Source organism: Paenibacillus sp. FSL H8-0332 (assembly GCF_037963835.1).
Lineage (GTDB): Bacteria > Bacillota > Bacilli > Paenibacillales > Paenibacillaceae > Paenibacillus_AQ > Paenibacillus_AQ rhizoplanae.
In genome coordinates this window covers 2,126,051-2,150,130 of record NZ_CP150145.1, presented here as the reverse complement: position 1 = coordinate 2,150,130, position 24,080 = coordinate 2,126,051, and the positions used below count along the sequence as shown (strand labels likewise).

Below are 24,080 nucleotides of genomic sequence, written 5' to 3'. Positions count from 1 at the left end.
GTGAAAACGGCTTGGCCGCCTTCTTATGGGGACGGTACTATTGGAGCGGGAGAGTGAGCCATGAAGATACCTGTGATTATGCTGAGCGGATTTCTGGGGAGCGGAAAGACGACCCTGCTGCTGAGTCTGCTGAAGGAGAGCAAGCGGAGGGGCCTGAACCCGGGGATAATCATGAATGAGCTGGGCGCAAAGGATGTGGACGGCTATATCCTGCAGGAGAGTACCGGCACCCGTGTGGAAAAGCTGCTGGACGGCTGCATCTGCTGCAGCCGCAAGGAGGAGCTGCCGCGCAGCCTGACCGCCCTGCTGGCACGCCGCCCGGACATTATCTACATCGAGCTTACAGGAGTAGCCGATCCTGACGAGATCGTGAGGTCACTGCTTACACCGCCGCTGGCAGACCGGCTGCAGCTGCACCACGCCATCACGCTGCTGGATGCGGAGAATGTCCTGGAGTACAGCAGCCGCTTCTCATCCGACAAGCAGCTCGTCCGCACGCTGCGCCAGCAGATCACCACCGCCGATCTCATCATCGTCAACAAAAGCGATTTGGTTGAACCGGAGACCCTGTGGAAGATCGAGAAAATGGTCTACAAGCAAAACTCGGAATCCGAAATTGTCTTCACCCACTACAGTCAGATTAATCTCGCGCCGCTGCTGACAGGCATCGCCGTGCGCGGACTGAAGGATTCTGCTCCCCGGCGCGGCCCCGGCAATGTCAGCGGTGCCGCCCTCCAGCGGATGAACACGGGCAGTAGCAGCGGCAGCAGTGCAACGGCAGTACATGAGCCGGTATCCGGGACGGACGGCTCTTTTTCCCAAGTGGCGGCAGTAACGTTAACCGTTCCCCCGGCATGGGCCGGAAGCCTCCGGCGGGAGGAGCTGGAGCAATTTTTGCAGCAATGGGGCTACAGTCTGCTCCGGGCCAAGGGTCATGTGCGGCTTGCAGGCGAGGATTCCGTGCAACTGGTGCAGCTCGCGGGTAACCGCATCTCCTGGGAGGCTTCAAGCTACCCGGGCCAGCCTTATATCGTCTGCATTGGCCTGAATCTGGACGAGAAGGCGATCAGCCGCAGCTGGGCGGCCTTGTTCAGCTAAGACCCCTGTGCGGGAAGGAGCCGATGAACCCTTGACAACCCTTAATCCGATTAAAATATTCCCGCTGCTCTTTTCCGCCGCTTTTCTGCTCACAGCGGGCAGCCTGTGGCTCCCCGGCTATCTGGGCCTGCTCGACAACGGCTATGTCGAGACATTCAAAACCGCATTCCTCGGCATTCTGCTGGAAGCCTTGCCGTTTGTCCTGCTGGGCGCACTGCTCTCCTCCCTGCTCCGCGTCTTCGTGCCGGACGAGCTGATCTCACGCTGGATTCCGCGCCGCGCGGTTCCGGCGATACTCTTCGGCTGCCTGCTCGGAATACTCTTCCCCGTCTGTGAATGCGGGATGATTCCGCTGGTCCGCCGCCTCATGCACAAGGGTATGCCGCTCTACGTCGCCATCGTGTTCATTCTGTCCGGTCCGATCCTCAATCCGGTCGTCTACGGGGCAACCCTGACGGCCTTCCGCTCCCATCCGGAGCTGGCCTACAGCCGAATGGGACTGGCTTTTGCTGTGGCGGCATGTATTGGCCTGATCATCTACGGGACCGTCCGCAGGTCACCGCTGCGCTTATCCATCCGCCGGGAGGAAAGGGAAGAACAGCATGGGACTCTGCGCGGCGGCCGGGCGGCGGCGGTCCTGGTGCATACGTCGGATGAATTTTTTGAGATGGGCAAATTCCTGATTATCGGCTGTCTGCTGACTGCGGGCATCCAGACCTTCATGAATCAGAGCAGCCTGTCCGCCATTGGTGACCGTCCGCTCGGCTCCTACGTGTTCATGATGGGACTGGCCTTCGCACTCTCGCTCTGCTCCACCTCCGACGCCTTCGTTGCGTCCACCTTCCTGCATACCTTCCCGGCCGGGGCGCTGCTCGCCTTCATGGTGCTGGGACCGATGCTCGATGTCAAGAACGCATTGATGTTGCTCTCGCTGTTCAAAACCAGATTCGCCCTGTACCTGTTCTTCCTCATTGCCGCGGCCGTCTTCACCGGCTCCGTGCTGGCTTCATTCTGGCTGTAGCTGCACTGAAATTCCGAATATCTGGAGGAGGATCTGCATGAATAATTCCGGGAGCATCCGGTTTCACTATGTACTCAGGGCGGTTATTCTGCTCGCCTTCGCCCTCTATATAGGACATCTGGTCCAGCAGGACGCGCTCCATTATTATGTTGCGCCCAAGCTGGCCCGCTGGATCAGGTTATGCCCGGTTCCGCTCTCCCTGATGGCGCTCAGCCTGGGGCTTCAAGCTGTGCTGGGCAGAAGCTCCGCCCTCTGCGACTGTGAGCACCGCCTGCCCCGCTCCATCCTGGGCAGCTCCGCGCTGTACAGCCTGTTCCTGCTTCCGCTGCTGCTCGGCTTCCTGCTGCCCGACCGGGCACTCGGCAGTGCCGCAGCGGCCAAGAAAGGCCTTGCCCTGTCATACACTGCTGTAGAGTCCGCCACCGGGGACAGATTCACTCCGGCCAACCCTTATGAGGCCGAATTTGCAGAGCTGGCCGGTCAGCTGTACCGGCAGCCCGTCATCCCTGTGTTCCCTGAGATTTTCTCGGAAACGCTGGGCGCCCTTAATCTCTACAAATCGCAGTTCGAGGGCAAGGAAATCTCCGTATCCGGCTTCCTGTACCGCGAGCCGCAGGGGTCCGGCCAATCCGGCTATGCAGTCAGCCGCTTCCTGGTTCAATGCTGTACGGCAGATGCCACCCCCTTCGGCATTCTTCTTGCGCCGGGTACACAAATAAGCCTGCCCGCCGATACCTGGATTGAGGTTCGGGGCAAGCTTCATGTGACGCTCCGTGAGGGAATGGAGACCCTGCAGATCGCTCCGCAGAGTATAACCGCAGTGGCAGTGCCGTCCACGCCTTATGTGTATACGAATGCCGATGCCGCAGCGGCATGGAAAGAGCTGCAGCCTTAACTAGATGACTGCGTCCAGCGCATCGTCATCCTCCAGCGAAGACTCCGGGTTCGAGATTTCCACCAGGAGACGGGCCGGAATGCAGATGATCTGCTGCTTCGGCCTGGAGATGAATCCCATGTCCAGCGCAATGGTCAGCGGAGCATCGGAATAGGTCATTTGAATACCATAATCGTATACCTTCAGCGTGTTATGACCATATGTAGTGCGGATATCAATAATCTGCTCTTCCTTGGTCAGCTGTACAGTCTTGTAGGCTTTGCCGTTCACTGTGATTACTGCCTCCAGCTCCCCTTGCTTATACGGATGATTGTGGTTAGAGAACCACTTGTAGCCGTAGATGGAGCCGGCGGCCAGCAAGACAATGAGAATCAGCAGGAAATCTCCGCGCTTCATCGTTTTCACTCTGTTGACCCTTTCGCTTACCGTTATATATTCGTAATGTTTACGATTTATATAATAGTAATGCAGACAAGGTAAAGCTGTCAACGTGAAAAACACTTGCTTTGCCTGCCAGCTATTTGGCCTTTTATGTTACAAGATTATCTGCGGATGCTGCCGGACCATTCCCTCAGCACTCTGTCCAGCTCTTCGCCACGGATCGGCTTGGGAATAAAGTCCTGCATACCTGCCCGGAGGCACATCTCTTCATCTTCCTTCCGGGCAAAGGCGGTGGCGGCAATAATTACCGGGGACAGGCCCATTGCCTCGCGGATCTGCCGGGTGGCTTCAATTCCGTCCATTACCGGCATTTGAATATCCATGAACACCAGATCGTAATGCCGGGACCGCACAGCTTCTACCGCCTGCTCCCCGTTCACTGCCAGGTCCGAGGCGTAGCCGCGTTTTTTGAGAAAAGCCTGCAGGATCTGCTGATTCACCAGATGATCCTCAGCGACAAGAATGGACAGGGGGCCGTATCGACCCTCGGGATGATCCAGATTGAAGATCCCGCCCTTATACTCTTCCGCACCGGCAGCTCCTGCCAGCAGCGCTTGGCCCGGCTCCTCTGCCGAATACATCACGCCGATGGTGAAGTAGAACTCCGAGCCTTCCCCTTCGACGCTGTTCACACCAATCGCACCATCCAGCAGCTCGACCAGCTTCTTGCTGATCGCCAGCCCCAGTCCTGTCCCGCCGTATTTGCGGTTGATCGAAGGGTCAAGCTGGGAAAAGGACTGGAATAACAGGTTCTGGCTGCCCTGCGGAATGCCAATCCCGGTATCGGTCACCGAGAACCTCAGAATCAGTGTGCCCGGCTCCCCGGCAGCCTCCAGCTTCACGCAGACGCCGACCTCGCCTTCTTCCGTGAACTTGACCGCATTGCCGACGAGGTTCACCAGAACCTGCCTCAGCCTGGTTTCGTCGGTGATGACAACCGCCGGAACGTTGCGCTCAATATCGCTGCGCAGAATCAGCCCCTTCTCCTGGATACGCGGATAAAAAAGCTCGCATACGTTCTGGACCACCTGCCGGATATCGACCGGCTGCAGATCCAGCGTCATCATACCGGATTCAATCTTGCTGAAATCCAGAACCTCGTTGAGAATATGTACAAGCGCGCCGCCGCTTTTAATAATAATCTGGGTATAATATTGCTGCTCCTCCGTAAGCTCTGTTCCCGACAAAAGATCGGCCATCCCGATAATTCCATTCATTGGCGTGCGCAGCTCGTGGCTCATAATCGCCAGAAACTCCGACTTGGTCCGGTCGGCCTTCTCCGCAGAATCCTTGGCACGCTCCACGGCCTTCTCCTCGGTGATATCCCGGAAGACCACCACCGCACCCTTGTGCTCGCCGTTATCATATAGTGCCGTCATCCGGTATTTGACCAGGAAGCTGGAGCCGTCCTGACGCCAGAAGATCCCTTCCTGCTCCTGCTCATAAGAGAGGTTGGTCTTGAGCAGCTCCGCCAGCGTTCGGTGTCCTCCGGGATACAGCACGCCGTCCATCCAGGTCTGCGCTATCGTATGCAGCTTAATATTGCCGGCAAGCTCCCCAGGGTTATATCCGAGCATGACAGACGCAGCGGGATTGATAAATACGGTCTCCCCCTCCAGATTCATGCCAAAAATCCCCTCAGACACGGAGTTCAGGATCAGCGCATGCTCATAGCTAAGCTTCTCAATCTGCTCCAGATAACGCTTAGGCTCTGTAATATCACTGATAATGGCGAATACGCCGACCACCTCATGATCAATCAGCATAGGGACATAAATCATCCCCACCTCCACTCTCTCCCCGTCGTGACGGATCACCCGGGTGTCGAAGGTCTGGGCCATGCCTCCGGCTGCCGCCAGAAACCGCATATTCACATGCTCCAGCTCATCCTCTTCAATGATCTCACAGTAACTGGAATGCATCAGGGTCTCCCTGCTGTATCCGGTCAGCTGCTCCAGACTGGCATTCATTGACTGTATGTACCCCTGCAGATCCATGGCACTGATGGCAGACGGATTGTATTCGAAAAGCGACTTGTAGCGGCTCTCGCTCTCGCGGAGCTGCTCTTCCATCCGGCGGTGCCCGGTCACTTCCAGCGCATCCGCTTCGTGGTCGCTTGCCACATTGCCGGGCAGCGTTCCGACGGGAACGGCGAATGAAATCCTATCCGGGGTGTGCTCCGTCAGCTCCGCAATCAGATGGGAGGGACGGCCGGTCTGTTCATCAATGATCAGAAAGAGATGCAGGGCAACCCAGATCATCTCTCCATTCTTATGTAAGAACCGCTTTTCGGTATCTATAGCCCTATCTGGGCTGCTTATTAAATCGTTCATCATCTGCCCGTGATCCAGGACATCCCCTTCATCCGGAAAGACGATATCCTGGTAACGCAGCTCCTTGAGTTCGGTCTCGGTGTATCCAAACATCCCGCAAAGCGCAGGGTTGGCCATGAGCATAGTACCATCCGTAATGGATACTGCCGCATATCCTATTGAGGACCGCAAGTACAAGTGCTTAAATAGAGTGTCGGACAAAGCTAGAGCCTCCTCTGAGAAAATGGGGGACATAATTTAGTAACATTATACCTTTTTTTCGGAAAATATGCTCCAGACCTAAAGTCCCGCTAATGAAGATGCGCAGAGCAAGCTTGCCGCTGGAAACGTGCATATCCACACACAAGTAGAAACGAATGCCGTCCTTTTAAAGGACGGCATTCGTTTCAGCGAGAAATAGAAGGATAATTTATCGCGTGAAACATATAAATTCTATCAAAAAAACCGCCCTGGTCACTTTCATGACATCAAGGCGGTGGTTATAGGTTAGTCCAGTCTCCTGCGCGGCAGCCAGAAGGCACAGAAGAGTGCAAGCGTCAGCGATAGACCGGCAAGCAGCCACTTGCCGTTATCCCATGGTTCCTTAAGCAGGCCGAACAGGTAAAAGGGCCCGGTCAGTTTACCCTTGGTGGTGAAATCCAGCAGATACCAAGCGAAGCCGGCAATATATCCAGCCGAGAGGTTGCCGGCCAGAAGAGTGGCGGTCAGCCCGGCTGACCCGATCATAAGGGCGGTGATTGCCGTCCCTCCCACCATCGGCCATAGCTCAAAATCCGCGCCGTGTCCATGTATCCAGGTGAACAAAGCAGCAGCTGCGAGGAAGATATAGAGAGCGGTAAGCAGCCAGCGGAACAGAAATAACGGAAGATGACGTACCCGCTTGGCATAGAGCACCTCCTGGATGCCTCCATCCTCCAACAGACCCAGTTGCGGGTAGACTATCAGTCCCAGCAGGCTGAGGAGCAGTTCTCCCAGCTTAGCCACCTGAAGCCTGTCCATTAGCACAGGCTCAATGAATATCGGTATAGCAACCAGAAGTGCTGCTGACAACAACCAGGAATAATGTACTGTCAGCTTGAGGTTGTAGCGGGCGAGCGGAGCGATGATCTGCCGGCTCATCTCAGTGCTCCGGGTGCGGGGACCGCCGGAGTCCGCTTCGTCTTTTTTTTGCCAATTGACTGTGCAGAATCCAGACGGCTGCGGTTTCGCTCCCAGAGCCAGGCTGCCCCGGCGGTCAGAAGAATTGCCAGCAGCAGGTAGAAGCTGCGGTTAAGCGCAATCTCATCTGCCCACCCTCTGTACAGGTTATAGTCATTAGGCGAATTGAAACGGATGAACAGCCGGTTCAGCCCATAGGAGCCCATTAGCGGCAGTACGGATACGAACCACCAGACGATCTGCAGGGCAATAGGCACAATGCCCCGGCGGAACAGCATGGAGCCGAACATCCCGAAGGCTACCGAGATCCATAGGGTGGGCAGCAGCCACCAGGCCGTATAGCTGAGAAAGGTCCTTATGGCCTGCCCCGTCTGACCTGTAAACCCAAGGGTATCCACCGTCTGCCAGCCCCCGATGACAGCCAGAATGAGATAGACCATAGAGAGCATAATCCCTTGGGCGATAAACTTGGACCCGACATACACCCACGGGGAGACCCTGCGGCTGTAGATCAATTCATTCATCCGGCTGGAGCGGTCCCGGAGCAGCAGGAAGGCGGACAGAAAGACCGGGAAGATCCCTGCCGGCAGTGACATATAGTCACTGAAGTAACGTGCGGCTCCTGGCAGCAGCTCCCCCCCGTCCACCTTCGCATTATACTCCGCAAGCTGCGCTTGCTGTGCCTTCATGGCTTCGTCTACAGACGTTATAGCATAACCGTAGTTACTCACCCCTTGCTGATACATACTGCTTCCGCCCAATTCGCTGTTCAATGCCTCAGCGATCTGGTAAACCTCATCCATGGTATATTGGCCGGGGTCCTTCAGGACTTTATCCAGCTGCGAGATTGCAGCAGTGAAGGCCGCCTTCTCTCCCGCATCCAGCTCCACCTCCATCGGGAAGCCCAGTCTGAGCTTCTCACCGGCTCCCGCATTCAGATCCCGCTGCATATGAATCTTCATCTGTTCAGCCAAGCTGCGGGTATCCCCCGGGAACGTCCAGCCGTAATAAGACTGTTCCGCAATCCCCATATTCTGCGGCGTATTTATTACAGGAGGACCGAGCTCTCCCCAGGTCTCCTCCGTAGCATAAGAAGTGAAATAGAAGAACACGCTGGCAATCACAAACAGATAGAATACCAGGCTGCGCAGAGTCATGCGCATCTCCTTGCCAATCAATGCCATCATACGTAGGATTCCTCCCTGCGCATCAGGTGGAGGTACGCATCTTCAATCGATGGCGCGGCTTGCTGTGCCCCTGCGAAGGGCTGCTCCTCCGCCAACACTCGGACCCGCATGCCTGTACCTTCCGGCACGGCAGACAGTACCGGGAACCGGTCACGGTCACGCTCCCATTCCGCCCGGTCCAGCTCAGCGATCCAGACCTGCCCGGCAGCGGCGGCGGTCAGATCGCCTATCCGGCCGTGATAACGCAGACTTCCCTGATGCAGCACAGTCATCTGCTCGCAGGTGGATTCCACATCCTCGACCACATGCGTGGACAAGAGAACAATCCGCCTTTCCGCAAACCGGCCCAGCAGCCGCCGGAAGCGTATCCGTTCCTCAGGGTCCAGCCCCGCTGTCGGCTCATCGACAATCAGCAGCTTCGGCTCATGCACCATGGCCTGGGCTACGCCCAGCCGCCGCTTCATCCCGCCGGACAGCGCCTTGACCTTGGTACGGCGCTGCTCCATAAGGTTCACTTGCTCCAGCAGATCATCTATTCTCCGCTTCCGCTCGGAACGGCCGCCAATCCCGGACAGCAGCGCAAGATAATCCATAGCCTCATAGACGGTCATTCCGGGATAGAAGGCGAACTCCTGCGGCAGATAGCCAACCAGTTCGCGCACCCGGGCTTTATCCTGCAAAGGGACCCCGCCTATCTCTACCGTTCCTGAGCTTGGCGTTAGCAGGGTGGCAAGCAGTCGCATCAGCGTAGTTTTGCCTGCCCCGTTCGGCCCCAGCAGGCCGTGAATGCCCTCGCCTACCCGAAAGCTGATATCCTGCAGTGCCGTCTTGCTTCCGTAAGTCTTGGTCAAATGATTAATGATTAGCTCCATTTCAGTTTTCTCCCTTTCCTGCAACTCCCGTTCATCCTTCGTTCTCCAGACCCCACAGTAATTCAAACCTCTCGATCAGCAGACCTGCTGTAATCAGAAGGAGTGACAGCGCAACACAAAGCCCCTGATCCACCTTGCCGATCCAAATCATCAGGGCGAATATGGCTGTAACGATTGTGATGCCTGAGACTGTCAGAATCTTGCGTCTGGCCAGCACTCTGCGGTTATACAGCACTTTCTGCGCTTCACGCTTGTCGTATTCCAGCAGCCGGGCCTTGCGGTAGACCTCATCCAGAAATAGCTGCTCCTGTTCCGTTGACTTCACAATCCCACTCCTCCTTCTCGTAGATCTGCCTCAGCTTCTTGCGCGCCCGGTGCAGCAGCACCTTGAAGCTCACTTGATTCCGGCTCATTACTGCGGCTGCCTGTTCATAAGACATCTGTCCCACATCCACCAGATATACCGCCTGCCCGTAGTCCGGCTTCATCTGATGCAATCTTCTGCGCCATTCCACATCCTCTTCCCGGATGATGGCCAGCCGTTCAGGATTCCCCTCATCCGGGTTATGTACGCTGCTGCTCTCCGCCGTATACGGCAAGCTCTGCTGCCTTGCACGCTTACGAACCGAGTCTATGCTCTTGTTGCGGAGAATGGTAAACAGATAGGTTTTGAAGGATGCCCGGTAATCATATTTCTCCGGGTACACCAGCAGATAGGCGAAGCAGTCCTGCGCCAGATCCTCGGCGGTATGATAATCCCCGGTCAAGTGGTACGCAAACCGCACAGCAGGCTCCCGGTATTGCCGGACCAGCCATTCAAACGCCTCCCGGCTCCCTTCCCTGAACCTGATTAGCACCGCCTCTTCATACAGCAGAGAAGCCGCTACCTCATCCGCCGTGACCGGACCTTCTCCTCGCTCACTTTCGCTCCCGTTCGTCTCACACGCCTCCTCTCCTGCCCAGCCGTCTACTGCTTATTCGTTCAAGTAAGGCAAAAGGTTACAGTCTTGCGGACAAAATGTTCCATCCTTCACGTGGTCCTCTTGGGAATTCTCACCGTCACGGCCGTACCCTGGCCGATTTCGCTGTGGATCGTGATCCCGTACGCCTCGCCAAAATAAATCCGGATTCTCTCCTGGGCGTTGAACAGTCCATACGATTTGGATTGCCTGCTTAATACCGTATCCATGGTCTCCTGAGTCATTCCCGGACCGTTGTCTTCAATGCTGAATACAATCGTATCTTCCTCGAAGCAAGCCCGCAGGCTGATCCTGCCGCGCCCCTCCCGCTTGTTGTCTACGCCGTGCTCAATCGCATTCTCTACAATCGGCTGCATAATCAGCTTGATCATATGATAGCCCAGCACCTCCGGGTCCACCTCATACACTACATCGAAGCTGTGGTCATGCATAATCAGCTGCAGATCAATATAAGACTTCGTATTCTCCAGTTCATCCTGAACGCTGATAACATCCTGCCCCCTGTTCAGGGTCGTACGGTAGAACTTCGAGAGGGTTGTGGTAATTTTACTGATGTCATACGCTTTAATGCTTATAGCCTTCCAGTTGATCAGCGACAGGGAGTTATAGAGAAAATGCGGATTGATCTGGGCCTGCAGCGCTTTCAGCTCCGCGTCCTTCTGCACAACCTTGCTGCGGTAGACTTCATTGAACAGTTCATTCAAACTTTGCAGCATATCCTTGAACCGCGAGGTCAGCTCGCCGATCTCGTCATTGGAATCGACCACAATATCCACATGCAGGTCCCCGCGGGTCACCCTTTTCATCGTGCGGTTCAGACGGTAGATCCTTCTCACAAAAGCGTTCGACAACAGCCAGACCGCAGGCACCAGAATCAGCAGGCAAATCCCGACCGTGAGCATGGTGGCGCGGAGAATCGTCTTGGCATCGACACCGATCAAGTTCTTGGGCATATAAAAGACAAGCTTCCAGCCCGTCACGTCCAGCGCCTGAGAGATCACAATGAAATCGCTTGCGCGCTCTTCCGCTGCTTGGGCCGATGCAAAGGAAGGCAGCCCGCTGTGATAGTCATACACAGGCTCCCCCGCTCCATTCTCGACCAGAACGCCGTACTCACCGGAGACCACATTGGTCAGACCCGCAAAAATCTCCTTGCTGTCAAAGCCTAAGTAGATCAGGTTGTCATATTGCGTTCCCGAGCCGCCCACCATTCTCCGCACCGCAGACAAGGCCGTGCCCTCCTTGATCCAATGCGTCTGGCCGCTGGCCATCGCCGCTTCATACCAGGGCTTCCCGGATACGCTGCTAATCGGCAGAATCGTATTCTTCCGTTCCGTGATGTTGTTCCCTGTATACACCGTCAGCTGGCGGATCTCTTCGTTCAGGAACAGAAGCGTATTGAACAGCGGCTCCACGATGGTGTTCAGATCATTGTACATATAATAGTAATTATCGGAGTAATCATTGTTGAAGACGGACACCACACTGGAGTTGAAGGTGAACGAGTCCAGCGCGGCATTGAGCTTGCCGAACTTATAATCCAGATTGGCGGCGATCTCCGACACATTGTCGGTTAAGGTCAGCCGGGCCTGCTGAACGAGCAGATTCCTGGATTGGTCATACGAATACCAGCCAAGCACACTGAGCGGAATAATGATAACGAGCAAATAAGAGACAAACAGCTTATGCTTAATTCTTAAATTCCTGATGAACCGGCCTGGACGCTCCAGATCTACCCCTCCTGTCTTAAGCCTCTTGTCCTTATAACGTAGCATTGACCCTGTCAAATAACAATCTGTAAAAGCAGCGGCCCGCCGCATAAGCCCTGCCTCAAATAAGAAAGGGGTGTCCCCAGCCGTTTCCGGCTTTCGGGACACCCGCTTGCTTCCATGCAGTTTACGCTTACTCTTTGACGGCGCCGAGCACGATTCCGCTGACGAAATACCGCTGCAGAAACGGATAGATCAGCATGATCGGAATCATCGAGACCATCACCTTGGCCGCATTGAGCAGTTGGCTCGACATATTCGACAGACGCTTGACCTCTTCCGGGTCGGTGGTGTTCATGATCGAATTCACGCTGATAATCAATTGCTGGATATACGTTTGCAGCGGCCAATTCTCCTTGTGGTTCATCAGGATCATCCCGTCAAAAAACGCATTCCAGTGACCGACGACCGAGAACAGGGTGACTGTTGCGAGTGAGGGCAGGGAGATGGGGATATAAATCGTCACCAGCGTTCTCCACGCCCCCGCCCCATCCATCCCGGCAGCCTCCTCCAACTCCTTCGGAACGCCTTTGAAGAAGTTCATCAGCAGAATCACATTAAATACCGGAACGGCGGTAGGCAGCACAAGCGCCCAGATGGAATCGAGCAGCCCGTACGTATTGATCGTCATATACCACGGGATCAGCCCGCCGTTGAACAGCATACAGAAGATAACGAACCACATATAGATATTTCTGCCCGGAAAATGTTTGTTCGATTTCGATAAAGGATAGGCCATCAGCACGGTAACCAGCAGATTGATGGCTCCTCCGAGCAGCACTCTTTTCACAGATACGCCAAAGGAAGTGAAGAAGCTGCGGTCACTGATGACCGACTTATAGGCTTCCAGATTGAAATCAACCGGCCAGAAGAAGACCTGACCCGACATGGCCGCCACCTTGCCGCTGAACGAAATAGCCAAGGTATTCAGTACGGGGGCCAAGGAGAGAAAAGCAATCACGGTTAGAATACAATAAATCACAATATCAACAGTCCGGTTGGTTCCGCGGATCACAGCAAATCACCTCTGTCAGAAAATACGGTAGTTGGCAAACCGGGCAGCCAGACCATAGGAAGCGGCAATCAGCACAAAGCTTACGACCGATTTGAGCAGGCCTACCGCTGTTGCCAGTCCATACTGGATTTCAAGCAATCCTGAACGGTATACATAAGTATCAATGATATCCCCCGACTCATAGACAATCGGATTATACAGGTTGAGAATCTGCTCGAAGCCCGCATTCAGCACATTGCCGAGGCTTAAGGTCGCCAGCAGAATCACCGTGGTCATCAGACCCGGAATCGTAATATTGGTTAACCGCTGGAACCGGTTCGCTCCATCAATGGCGGCTGCTTCGTACAGATTGGTGTTAATGGAAGTCAGGGCAGCGATGTAGATGATCGTATTGAAGCCGAATTCCTTCCACACATCGCTCGACACGATCACGAAGCGGAACCAGTGATTGCTCTGAAGGAACATAATCGGATCACCGCCGAACCACTGGATCATCTGATTGATAATGCCGTCCAGACTGAGCAGGTTAATCAGCACTCCTGATAGAATAACCCAGGACATGAAATGCGGCAGGTAGACAATCGTTTGGATGGTGCGCTTGAATTTAATATTCGCTACTTCATGGAACAGCAGGGCAAAGACAAAGGGAACGGTCAATCCGGCAATGATCTTCATCAGTGCAATGCTCAGGGTGTTTCCGAGAATCAGCCTGCTGTCCGGCAGGCTGAACATATACTCGAAATTCTCCCAGCCCACCCAATCCGAGTGGAAGATGCCCAGCGTAGGCTGAAAGTCCTGGAAGGCAATCACAATTCCGAACATCGGAACTACGCTGAATGCTATGAGCAGCAATATGCCGGGGAGCAGCATCAGGTGGTAATTCCAGATGGAAGCCCTGCTTCTCATGGTGACTCAACTGCCTCAGCAACCTCTTTGGTGATTTCATCCCCTCCGATGCTCTTCCAGGTCTTCACGAACTTGTCGAATTCTTCAAGGGGAGAAGTGCCGGTGATGATTTTCAAAAAGGTCTCGTTTTCGAGTTTTTCCAGATTGGCTCCCTTTTTAAGCATCGCTTCGGTCTTGCCGTAGAACACAGGCTCCACCTTCACAATTTCTTTCGCTCCGGTGATGGAGGCGGCAGTATAGAAGGCCAGTGAATCGGCATAAGCGGGAATATCCTTTTTCGGATTCTCATTATTCTTCAAGACCGCCTTGACTCTCGGCAGGATGCGGGCCGGCAGGCCGTCCAGATTCTTATCCTTAATCGCCTTCTCATAGATCGGAACATCGCGTGCCAGGGAATCCTGATAATCCAGCTGCACATTAATCGGATAATTGAGCCAGCCTACACCCAGATCCTTATACAGCTCCTGCGCTGTAGAATCAAGGAGGCGGATGCCTTCATACTCCACGCTGAGCATTTTCAAGGCAGCTTCGGGGTGTTCCGCCTTCTTGTTCACCACCATGAAGGTTCCCGACGGCGTGGATGGCACGATATTCCGTTTGCCTTCCCCGTCCAGCGGCACAGCCAGCGGCACCCAATCTGCTTCCGGGTTGGCCTTCACCGCATCAGACAATGCCCAGCCTCCGAACCAGGGGGCGAACAGGATACCGGCCCGGCCTCCTGATACCAGCCCGGCATTATCCTCGTACTTCCGGGTCAGGAACTCTTTGTCAATCAACCCGTCCGCATACATCTCTCTCAGCTCAGAGAGCGCCTGCTTGGTCTCTGGAGTCGTGGAGCCGTAGATGATGTTTCCTCCCTCATCCTTGAACCAGTTCTTCGGATAGGCATGATTGGCATTGAAGATCGGATCGAAGGTGAAGAAGCCGCCGTCTGCGACCACTGATTTATCGCCAAGCAGACCAACGGTATCCGCTTTTCCGTTACCGTCAGGGTCCTGCTCCTTGAACGCTTTGATCACAGTCTTCAGCTCATCCATAGTACTGGGCGTCTCAAGCTTCAGCTTGTTCAGCCAGTCCTGGCGTATCCACAGGAGCTGATAATTGCCGTCGATGTTGGTATTGGGCAGCGCCATCAGCTTGCCGTCGATTCTTCCGGTGTTCAGTACCCGGTCTCCCGTATAGGAGTTGTAATAATCCTTAATCAGCGGCGAGGCATATTGATCGTATAATTCGGTCAGATCGGCCAGCATACCCGCTTTGGCCATTCTCTTGAACTGCTGCTCATCCACCACCAGAATGTCAGGCAGGGAATTGCTTGAGATTGCCAGGGTAACCTTCTGGTTATACGCATCCTGGTCTTCCACCGAGAAATCGTATTTCACCTTTACGTTCAAGCGGTCCTCGACATATTTCAGATACTTGTTATTCTCCAGCGTATCTCCTGCCGGCAGGTTATTCCCCGATACGCCCTGTCTCCCCAGAGACACGGTAACGGGTTCTTCATATTTGCTGAAGGGTCCATCGTCCTCTTTGGCGGTGGCGGATGGTTCATTGCCTCCGGCATTCGTGGACTCACTGCCGGCGGGCGCAGCTACCTTCTCCTCCTTTGGACTGCTGCCGCAAGCCGCCAGCACTCCCAGCACCAATACCATGGACAGCAGCAAAGCCATAACACGAATTCTCTTCAATCTCATAGATGCCCCTCCCAAACTTTGTTATAAAACGCTTTCATGCTTACAGTTAAATTGTAAATTAGCCTGGAAGGGAGCGAAATCCCAAATTCTTTGGATACGCGTCAATTAATTTGGAAGTAAAAAGCACCCGCAGGTGCTCTTCAAGAAGTCGTACTATTATTCGTTCAGTATTTCACGATATTTCTGCGGACTGATGCCGTAATATTTTTTAAAGGTCTGGCAGAAGTAGGAGGAGCTCCAGTAGCCGGCATGTTCAGCGATATCGACGATTTTCATATTGGTGCTGTCCAGTAGATGCCTTGCCCGTTCCAGACGCTGCTGAGTGATGAATTTGATCAGGCTCTGCCCGGTTTCTTTCTTGAACAAATGGCTCAGGTAGCTGGGATTAAGCGATACGCGCCCGGCGATAACCTCCAGACTGATATCCTCCCTGAAATCCTTCTCCACAATCCGGATGACCTGCTGGACAATATGGCGTTTGCTCTCATCGGGAGGGCCGTTGTCCGGTTCTATTTCCGATAGCGCCTGCAGCAGCACTTGCTTCACCCCGAGAATCGAATCGCTTTTGAAGATACGCTCTACCGTTTGCTGGAAATCCGCCTTCTGCCTGCGGGCCGACTGTTCAAACGCATTCCGCACCAGGTCCGAACACAGATACTTGACATATATCGCAGAAGAACCGCCGTTCCGGCTCAAATGGCTGAACAGCAGCTCAATGCTTTTGGCAGCGCCTGCATATTCTCCATGGGTAATAAATTGGTTAATATCCGCCATCAGCGTCTCTGTGCTGACAAGCTCAGGGACACGGCCAGCAAGGTCATCTCCGGCAAACAGCACCACCGTATCCTCAAAAAAGAATTTGTAGTCCAGCGTCTGCTCCATCTGCTCATAACACGCCGAAACCTCCTGCCAATCGGAGATCACGCGGCTGTATACGATGCAGCAATGCCGGTAAAAGCGTTCCGCGATCCGCTCCGCCAGCGCTTCACTCATGTCCCTGATCCTTTTCTGTCCGCCGCTGCCTGAGCAAGGGAATATAAGCACACTTTGATATTCATTCAGGTTCAGCAGCTCATATTCACCGGCTGTGAGCTGCTCCGCCGCCTGCTCAAATGCCTCATAGCTGCGGTCAAAGAAACGCTCCTTGAAATCAATCAGCAGCAGAGCGGCCGGCTGCCCTCCGAACGGCAGAGCGGCATCATCCGCGATCACCTGAACCCCGTTCAGTACATCGGTCAGCCACTTCTCCCTTTCATACTCCAGGCCCTTTTGATACCCCTGCATCATCTCTGCAGTGCGGCGCTGCTGGGTGGCCTTATCTGCGCATTTCTGTATCACGCCTGACATCACCCCGGCGAACTCCTCGATATCAATCGGCTTCAGCAGATAACTGGAAGCATTGGTATAGAGCGCCCGGCGGGCATAGTCAAATTCCCCGTAAGCACTGTAGATAATAATTTCCAGGGAGGGCTGCGCCAGGCTTGCCTGCTCAGCCAGCTCCAGTCCGCCCATGAAGGGCATTTTGATATCTGTGAGCAGGATGTCCACCGGGTTCAGACGAAGATACTCCAGCGCCTTCTCCCCGTTCTCCGCTTCGGCAACCCGCAGCTCGTAGTTCATGTCAGCGATCAGCCCCCGGATGCCGTCCCGTTCAATTTTCTCATCATCCACGATCAATATGGTAAACATAGAGTTCCCTCCTGATGTCTGATAGAATCATAAGCAAACGTTATCATTTCATTGAAGCCTACACCATGAGGAGGTCCCGCCATGCGCCTGGCGTACCGCAAAGCCAATGCACTTTTGAATCAGCATATCTCAAATATCAGTGACGGACAAACCTCATTTCATATTCATTACTGGGGCTTCATGCCGAATCATTATAATAATTCCCTGCACCGCCATTCTTTTTTTGAAGTCTGTTATGTCCAGCAAGGCACCGGCTCTTACCAGGATGACGATGTGCTCTTCCCCCTGGAGCCGGGGACCCTGTTCTGCTCGCGTCCGGGCATCTGGCACCAGATCCTTAGTGAGCAGGGGCTGGTCCTGTTCTTCATTGCCTTTGAAATCGACGAAGCCTTAAGCTCTGCGGACGGCCGCAAGCCGTTTCAGGAACTCGCCGCCGGAGGGCAGGCCATAGCCCCGCAAGAAGCTGCCGCACTCTCTGCCCGAATCTGGCGGACCCTCTTCAGCCTGGCCGAGAGCGAAGCGGCGGTGTCCCGGCTGCCGATGAACCATCTGGCGCTTGCTCTGCTGCATTCCTTCCCGCAGGCGTTCTCCCCCGAACCCCATCTGCAGGCCGGGGCGATGAAGGAGGACAGCGGGGAGCACCGCCATTTGGAGCGGGCCAGGCGCTATATCCGCGACAATCTGTCCTCCCCGCTGCATATGGCCCAGGTAGCCCTGGAACTGGATATCTCTCCACGCCATCTGTCGAGGATCTTCCAGGCATGCCTGGGCCAGACTTTCGTCCATTATATTCAGGAACGAAGAATCCAACAAGCCAAGGATTGGCTGCTGCACACCGACTTGCCCATCAAAGACATCGCCGAGCGCTGCGGCTTCGAGTCTGTGCACTATTTCACCCGCGTATTCACCAAACAGCTTGGTGTCTCCCCCGCCCGGTTCCGCAGATCGCAATTTGCAGACGGAAGACAGAACCAGAGCTAATCATCAGCAAATGTCCGGATTGTACAAAAAATCAGACGCCGTATTCAAAGATAATCCCGCAAGGACTCCTTACAATGGTTGTAAACCCTTAGAAGGAGTGAGTTCCCCATGTTTGTTAAACGACCAGTCAACCTTGTACGCAGCCCCATTCCTGTTCCTCAGGATGACATACCCTCGGCTGCTCCTCCCGCAGTGCTCCGGGAAGGCTATTCAGCGATTACCGCTACCCTGCTTCAGCTCGCCAGCGGGAAGGGAAGCGGCAAGCTGTATGTTGCCTTGGACGGAACCCACGGTGCCCCGTTTCAAACTGTTCTGCAAAAAACAATGGAGGCGCTCGAGCAAGCGGGTCATTCCGTGTCCCTCATCGGTTCGGGCAGCTATCTCAAGTCAGGCGAAGAGCTGCGGGAATTTTTTGCCGCCAATATTACGGATAACCGCGCCTTCGGCTATTTCACTGACGGAAGTATAGAGGATTATTTCCGGGACGGGGCCAGGGAAGAAGCCGCCCGCAGGCTGGATGAGATGGAGTCGGGTACGGACTCGGCTGCATTCTGTCTGGTTTTTGGCCCGGGGGCCTACTGGCTTGGAGAGGGGCGGTTCGATCTGTCCTTATATCTGGATGTCTCGCGTGAATACCAGCAGGCCGGCCACCGGCAGGAGTTGCTGAGTTTCGGCCTTAACTGGAACCGGGATGCCGTGGAGAAATATAAAATCGCCCTGTTCGTGGAATGGCCCATTCTCGAAACCTACCGTAAACAAATCCTGGATCAAATGGACTACTACCTCGACCTGAATCAGCCGAAGCAGCCGGTCATGACTGCCGTGCCGTCCCTGCGCCGGATGATCTCAGATATTGCCGGGGCGCCGCTGCGGGTGAAGCCTTTTTATGCACCGGGGGTGTGGGGCGGGCAATTCCTCAAACAGCTGGCTGATCTGCCGGAGGATTGGGTGAACTGTGCCTGGAGCTTCGAGCCGATTGCCCCCGAGAATTCCATCCTTGTAGGGTATGAAGGCAAAGAGATGGAAATTCCGTTTCTGCTGGTCATGCAGCAGGAGCATCCGGCGATTCTGGGGGAACGTCTGACCGGCTTATTCGGAGATTATTTCCCGATCCGCTTCAACTATCTGGACACGATGGACGGAGACAATCTCTCCTGTCAGGTCCACCCTACCCAGGACTATATCCGCAGCCGGTTCAATGAATTCATGGCCCAGCAGGAATCGTATTACATCATGGAGCAGCAGGGGGATTCCGGGGTCTATCTCGGACTGACTGAAGACTGCACACCGGAGCAGTTCCGCCATGAGGTGCAGAAGGCCCAGGAGACAGGCATTCCGCTGCCGCTGACCGATTATGTCAACCGTTATGAGTCCCGGAAGGGCGAGCTGTACCTGATCCCGCCCGGAACCGTTCATTCCGCAGGCAAAGACAATCTGGTGCTGGAGATCTCCTCTACCACCTGGTGGTTCACCTTCAAAATCTATGATTTTCTGCGCAAGGATCTGGACGGCAAACCCCGGCCGATCAACATCGACTTCGCCTTCGACAATATTGACTTCACGCAGAAGACTGCCCGGGTTGAAGAGCAGCTCATGCCTTCGCCGGTGCTTGTGCAGCAGCAAGGGGAGAATGAAGAGTATGTGCTGGGACAGCGCAGCGATCTGCTGTTCTATGTCCACCGTGTTCACCTGAAGGATACCTGGAAAGACGATACACGCGGCGAAATGACCATGTATAACCTCGTTGAAGGAGAGGCGGTACGGATTGTGTCTGCTGCGGACGAGGCGGTGTTTGTGGAGCTGCATTATGCGGAATCGTATATTCTCCCGGCTGTACTAGGGGAATACACCATCGTCAATACCGGTTCCGGCCCCTGCAAGCTGATCAAGGCCGGTGTCTCCGCAGCATGGGATGTGAGTCTCCTTGAGCCGTGATATTGTACTCGCGCTGGATGTGGGCGGAACCTTTATTAAGACCTGTGTGCTGGAGGACGGCCTTCCGCTGCAAGGCAGTGACATGGAATTCCCCGCCCTGGCTGACCGGGACCGGGAGACGATCCTTGACCATTTCATGTCTATCTTTCAGGCCCAGTACGATCTGTATCAGCATAGGTACCGGGACGCTGTAACGGACTGCCGCTATCATATCGGGATGGCTTTTCCCGGCCCGTTCGATTACAGGCAGGGGATCTGTCTGATCCGGGGGCTTGGCAAATTCGAGGCGATCTACGGGCTGAATCTGGGCCAAGCCTTACGCGCACGCTGGCCCGCTGGCAGCTCCGGGGAGTCCGGCCCGCTGCCAGACATGGATATCCGCTTCGAGAATGACGCCCGCCTGTTTGCGCTGGGAGTCAGCGCGGAATTCCCGCGCGAGCGGTTCATGGCCTTGACGCTCGGAACCGGGCTCGGCTCCGCCTTCATCGACAGCTCGCGGATCATGGAATACGGTCCGGGCATCCCGCCGAACGGCTGGCTGTATGACCAGCCTTATCTTGACGGCAGGGCGGATGATTGGTTCTCCCGCAGAGGCATCCTGAAGCTGGCACGTGAAGCAGGGCTTGGGGAGGCGGGGATTCTGGGAGCAGAGTTGGATGTGAAGGAGCTTGCTCTTGAAGCCAGAGAGGGGAATGCTGCCGCGCACGGAGTATTCGCCGAATTCGGAGCCCGGCTCGGGGAGATGCTCCAGCCTTACGTGGACGGCTACCGGCCGGACTTCATCATGCTGGGCGGGCAAATCTCCAAAAGCCATGACCTGTTCGGTCCTGCCTTGCTGGACCGCTTGCAGAGGTCATGCTCCCCCGCCCTGACGGTCCGCAAGGCGGAGCATGTGCTCGCCTATACCTTCCGGGGCATTGCCCGGATGTTCAGCGGGGGATAGGCGAGGGCGTCGCCATGCGTTTCGCTGGGAGCGTCGCCATGCGCTTTCGCCGGGCGCTTCGCGGCGAGCTTCACCATGCGCTTTCGCTGAGCGTTTCTCGCCGAGCTTCTCCATGCGCTTTCGCTGAGCGTTTCGCGGCGAGCTTCTCCATGCGCTTTCGCCGGGCGCTTCGCGGCGAGCTTCACCGTGCGCTTTCGCCGGGCGTTTCGTCGTTGCACCCGTCCCACTCAGGATCACAAGTGGAAAAACGTATCTTAATTTGCCCATTTCCGGGGGATGTACGGAAGCAAGTGGATAAAGTACATCTGCTATTGTGCGTTTTCGCTGCTTGGGTTGAAATCGGAGAATTTAAGTGCTGTTTATACAACTGCTTCCGCCGCAGGGTCCCATCGTCCATCAGCAAGTGTACAAAATCCAACTATTTCCGGTATCGTTACAGTGTGAAATAGTTGGATCATTTGCGGCAAACGCTAATGATTGATGAAGCTGTCGGAGTGAAGGGTGTTTTATGCCAGTCCGCATATTGATGCTCGATGCGGAAGCCCTGACGGGTTAATACAGAATGCAGCGTATCCTGATCCGTAAACCGGCAAGAAATCCGTGAGGTGGTCCGCTTATTCCCCCAATCCCGAAAAGTTACCCAATGCATGATCTGCCGGCTGGCATCATAGCATTGAGTGCCTGACACCTTGACGTTATTCCCGTCCTTATCTATGAACGATCCCCACCCGGTCTCCTCTTCATCAGCTAACTCCGTGCCCTTGGGATTACGGGTCTCGAAGGCAAAGATTCCGCCGGGCTGCAGATGCCTGTAAACGGTCGCCAGTAACCCGATCTGGTCTTGATCACTTAAAAATGCCTGAAAGGCATTCCCGGTCAAATAGATCATCGCAAACCGCTTGTCCGATTCAAAGGTCCGGGCATCACTTTCTATGAAAGTAACCGGCAACCCTTCCGCCTTCAGCCGCGCATGGGCCAGCATCGCTGAAGAGATATCTACCCCCGTCATCTTAATGCCGGCTTTCGCCAGCGGGATTGTTGTTAAGCCTGTACCGCAAGCCAGCTCCAGCACTTCCCCGGGATTCGATCTGGCAAGCTCAAGGTAGAACTCATATTTGTCCTCTTCACCGCCGAACTCAAGATCGTAATTTACCGGATCCTGATATTCTTCAAGATTGTTATGTTCAATCATTGTCATTCCTCCAATTCTCCTCCGTCACTTTTCCCTGTCTGTATATTTTTCAAGTTCAATCTATATTTTATAATTTTTCGGATCATCTGCCTGGTAATTAATAAATATAATCAATTCTTATCTACCCTACGGAGAGCCTTCCCTGAACTTGGCCGGAGTGACTCCATGGTAATTACGAAAGGTCTGGATAAAATAGGTCGAGCTTCTGTAGCCCAGCTTCTTATAGATATCGACGATCTTCATATTCGTTGTATTCAGCAGCTCAACGGCTTTGTCCATTCTCACCTGCGTGATGTAACGGATGAGACTCTGGCCCGTCTCCTTCTTGAACAAATAGCTTAGATAACTTGGGGTCAAATAGACCCTCTCCGCGATGCCTTCCAAAGAGAGGTCCTGATCGTATTCCTTGTCGATTACATCTGTAATGGTCCGGATCAGCTTAAGATTGGCGGCCTTCTTGGGGCTCGCTCCGCTGACGGATTCCATGAGGGATAGGATCGCAAACATATGATCCTTCAGATCCTGAAGAGAAACGGTCTTATGAATTTGCTCCAGGTAATGATTCATCTCCGCAGTCTCACGGTTTTTCTCGCGCGTCACCACCTTTTTCATAATTTCCGAACAGATGAACTTGGTGTACAGGGACGAGAATTGCCCCTTGGTTCTCAGGTAGGTAAACAGCAGCTCTATACTGTATTTCGCACCGGTAAAATCGTTATACTCCAGACACTGGTAGACCTTATCCAGAATCGGATTCAATTCGATCTCGTCAAAGCCCGCTTGCTCAAAGGGTTCATCGGCAAATAGAAGGGTATACTCATCCATGAAAAATTTGAATTCCAGCATCTGCTCCATCTCGGTATAGGCATCATATAGCTGTTCCGGCTGATTCACCGCTCTCCCGATCACCAGACCCACATTCAGCTCCAGACTCCCGGCGGCGGCGCGGATGATCTGATCTCCAAGCATACGCAGCGTCTCTTTGGGGATGGGGCGGGGGTGCTTGACGAACAGCATGCTTTGATGCTCGCTCAAGTTCACATAATCGAAGGCGTAGCTGAGGTTATCGTGTAACAGCCTAATGAATTCATCATTGTGAATATCAAAAAACTTCCGGCGGCAATCCACCAGAATCATATGCAGCCAATGCTTGTGTTGGACATATTCCAGCAGTTCCGGGGACATCCATGCCTCCGTATTTATTTTCACGCCGTTTAGGGAGTCCAGCAGCATTTTTTCCTTCTCGTACAGAAGTCCCCGGTTATAGCCCTCCACCAGTTGTTCGTTCCGCATTTTCTCGGCCGCTTTGTCTTCACAGGCCTGGATCGCCTCGCTCACCACACTGAGAAACTCCGGGATATGAACCGGCTTCAGCAAATAATTCGATATATTGGTCCGCAAGGCTCTTCTTGCATATTCAAACTCATGGTAAGCGCTGAAAATGATCATTTCGATATCCAGGCCCAGGCTGCTGACCTTCTCCGACAATTCCAGCCCGTCCATAAAGGGCATCTTGATATCCGTAATCAGAATATCAATTTTGTGCTTCTGTAGGATCTCCAGCGCAATCTCGCCATTCGCCGCAAGGAGTGTCTCCAGCTCCAGATGGTGCTCCTGTATCAATTGCTGAATGCCCTCTCTCTCAATGCGTTCGTCATCCACAATCAGAATACGGTACACAGCGCACGCCTCCCTTTTTACTCAAGGCTCATTTCTAAATAGAGTGAACTTGTATTTCTACTATTCCGGGATTGCCGTGACTCCAGAGAATGTTTGGCCCTCCGGCCGCTGTTGTCCCCAGATTTCTTGATTAATACCGCTGTTCGCGGTGGAAATCCGGTGACAAAGGCGGACGCTGTCGCTCCTACAGTTCCAAAATTCTCCTCCGTCACTTTTCCCTGTCTGTATTTTTTCCAAGTTCAATCTATACAGCTTGAAGCCTATAAATTACACAAAAAAAGGGCTTCTCTA

At 54.3% G+C, this 24,080-nt stretch carries 20 protein-coding genes; 6 read left to right on the top strand and 14 right to left on the bottom strand.

Translation table 11 applies throughout. From position 1 onward, the window contains the following. Nucleotides 1-60: 60 nt before the first annotated feature. The 3 genes from NST43_RS09210 to NST43_RS09200 are packed head-to-tail and all read left to right on the top strand — an operon-like array spanning nt 61 to nt 3,014. Nucleotides 61-1,098 carry a GTP-binding protein gene (locus NST43_RS09210; protein ID WP_339223951.1) on the top strand — a complete coding sequence of 346 codons (1,038 nt, stop codon included), beginning with the start codon at nt 61-63 and terminating at the stop codon, nt 1,096-1,098. Nucleotides 1,099-1,129: 31 nt separating this feature from the next. After that, nucleotides 1,130-2,119: a permease gene (locus tag NST43_RS09205; protein ID WP_339223949.1), complete on the top strand. Its 990-nt coding sequence runs from the start codon at nt 1,130-1,132 to the stop codon at nt 2,117-2,119. A 37-nt stretch (nt 2,120-2,156) separates the two neighbouring features. Next, nucleotides 2,157-3,014 (top strand): TIGR03943 family protein, encoded by an 858-nt coding sequence (locus tag NST43_RS09200; RefSeq protein ID WP_339223947.1) that lies wholly within the window; start codon nt 2,157-2,159, stop codon nt 3,012-3,014. On the opposite strand, the gene NST43_RS09195 is transcribed toward NST43_RS09200, so the two are convergent. The 12 genes from NST43_RS09195 to NST43_RS09140 all read right to left on the bottom strand — a co-directional run bounded on the left by NST43_RS09195 (nt 3,015) and on the right by NST43_RS09140 (nt 17,058). Next, entirely contained in the window at nt 3,015-3,410 is a 396-nt protein-coding gene (locus NST43_RS09195) for a NusG domain II-containing protein (RefSeq protein ID WP_339225378.1), read from the bottom strand. Nucleotides 3,411-3,556: 146 nt separating this feature from the next. Further along, entirely contained in the window at nt 3,557-5,989 is a 2,433-nt protein-coding gene (locus tag NST43_RS09190; protein WP_339223945.1) for a PAS domain S-box protein, read from the bottom strand. 285 nt (nt 5,990-6,274) lie between these two features. Beyond that, entirely contained in the window at nt 6,275-6,907 is a 633-nt protein-coding gene (locus NST43_RS09185) for a hypothetical protein (protein ID WP_339223944.1), read from the bottom strand. Next, complete coding sequence (locus NST43_RS09180; protein WP_339223942.1) at nt 6,904-8,133, bottom strand: ABC transporter permease; 1,230 nt, start codon at nt 8,131-8,133, stop codon at nt 6,904-6,906. The genes NST43_RS09185 and NST43_RS09180 overlap by 4 nt, the downstream gene beginning before the upstream one ends. Then, a complete protein-coding gene (locus NST43_RS09175) occupies nt 8,130-9,005 on the bottom strand; it encodes an ABC transporter ATP-binding protein (protein ID WP_339223940.1) in 876 nt (291 codons plus the stop codon). Before NST43_RS09175 ends, NST43_RS09180 begins: the two co-directional genes overlap by 4 nt. A gap of 31 nt (nt 9,006-9,036) precedes the next feature. Continuing rightward, nucleotides 9,037-9,330 (bottom strand): hypothetical protein, encoded by a 294-nt coding sequence (locus tag NST43_RS09170; RefSeq protein ID WP_339223938.1) that lies wholly within the window; start codon nt 9,328-9,330, stop codon nt 9,037-9,039. After that, nucleotides 9,293-9,862 carry an RNA polymerase sigma factor gene (locus tag NST43_RS09165; protein ID WP_339223937.1) on the bottom strand — a complete coding sequence of 190 codons (570 nt, stop codon included), beginning with the start codon at nt 9,860-9,862 and terminating at the stop codon, nt 9,293-9,295. Before NST43_RS09165 ends, NST43_RS09170 begins: the two co-directional genes overlap by 38 nt. A 173-nt stretch (nt 9,863-10,035) precedes the next feature. Beyond that, a complete protein-coding gene (locus NST43_RS09160) occupies nt 10,036-11,760 on the bottom strand; it encodes a sensor histidine kinase (RefSeq protein WP_339223935.1) in 1,725 nt (574 codons plus the stop codon). A gap of 127 nt (nt 11,761-11,887) precedes the next feature. Further along, nucleotides 11,888-12,769, bottom strand: coding sequence for a carbohydrate ABC transporter permease (locus NST43_RS09155; RefSeq protein ID WP_339223933.1), 882 nt, complete (start codon nt 12,767-12,769; stop codon nt 11,888-11,890). Nucleotides 12,770-12,784: 15 nt separating this feature from the next. After that, nucleotides 12,785-13,675 (bottom strand): ABC transporter permease subunit, encoded by an 891-nt coding sequence (locus NST43_RS09150; protein ID WP_039297518.1) that lies wholly within the window; start codon nt 13,673-13,675, stop codon nt 12,785-12,787. Continuing rightward, complete coding sequence (locus tag NST43_RS09145) at nt 13,672-15,369, bottom strand: extracellular solute-binding protein (protein WP_339223928.1); 1,698 nt, start codon at nt 15,367-15,369, stop codon at nt 13,672-13,674. Before NST43_RS09145 ends, NST43_RS09150 begins: the two co-directional genes overlap by 4 nt. Nucleotides 15,370-15,525: 156 nt before the next feature. Then, entirely contained in the window at nt 15,526-17,058 is a 1,533-nt protein-coding gene (locus tag NST43_RS09140) for a helix-turn-helix domain-containing protein (protein WP_339223926.1), read from the bottom strand. Between the two features lie 81 nt (nt 17,059-17,139). On the opposite strand from NST43_RS09140, the gene NST43_RS09135 reads away from it, so the two are divergent. From NST43_RS09135 to NST43_RS09125, 3 genes are all read left to right on the top strand, one after another. Next, on the top strand, nt 17,140-18,039 hold the full coding sequence (locus NST43_RS09135; protein ID WP_339223925.1) for an AraC family transcriptional regulator: 900 nt from the start codon (nt 17,140-17,142) through the stop codon (nt 18,037-18,039). A 108-nt stretch (nt 18,040-18,147) separates the two neighbouring features. Then, nucleotides 18,148-19,974 carry a class I mannose-6-phosphate isomerase gene (locus NST43_RS09130; RefSeq protein ID WP_339223923.1) on the top strand — a complete coding sequence of 609 codons (1,827 nt, stop codon included), beginning with the start codon at nt 18,148-18,150 and terminating at the stop codon, nt 19,972-19,974. Next, nucleotides 19,964-20,917 carry an ROK family protein gene (locus NST43_RS09125; protein ID WP_339223922.1) on the top strand — a complete coding sequence of 318 codons (954 nt, stop codon included), beginning with the start codon at nt 19,964-19,966 and terminating at the stop codon, nt 20,915-20,917. The genes NST43_RS09130 and NST43_RS09125 overlap by 11 nt, the downstream gene beginning before the upstream one ends. 454 nt (nt 20,918-21,371) lie before the next feature. Here NST43_RS09125 and NST43_RS09120 read toward each other — a convergent pair whose 3' ends face one another. Both NST43_RS09120 and NST43_RS09115 read right to left on the bottom strand, forming a co-directional pair. Further along, entirely contained in the window at nt 21,372-22,115 is a 744-nt protein-coding gene (locus NST43_RS09120) for a class I SAM-dependent methyltransferase (protein ID WP_339223920.1), read from the bottom strand. A gap of 120 nt (nt 22,116-22,235) precedes the next feature. Further along, a complete protein-coding gene (locus NST43_RS09115; RefSeq protein ID WP_339223918.1) occupies nt 22,236-23,789 on the bottom strand; it encodes a response regulator in 1,554 nt (517 codons plus the stop codon). Between the last annotated feature and the right edge of the window lie 291 nt (nt 23,790-24,080).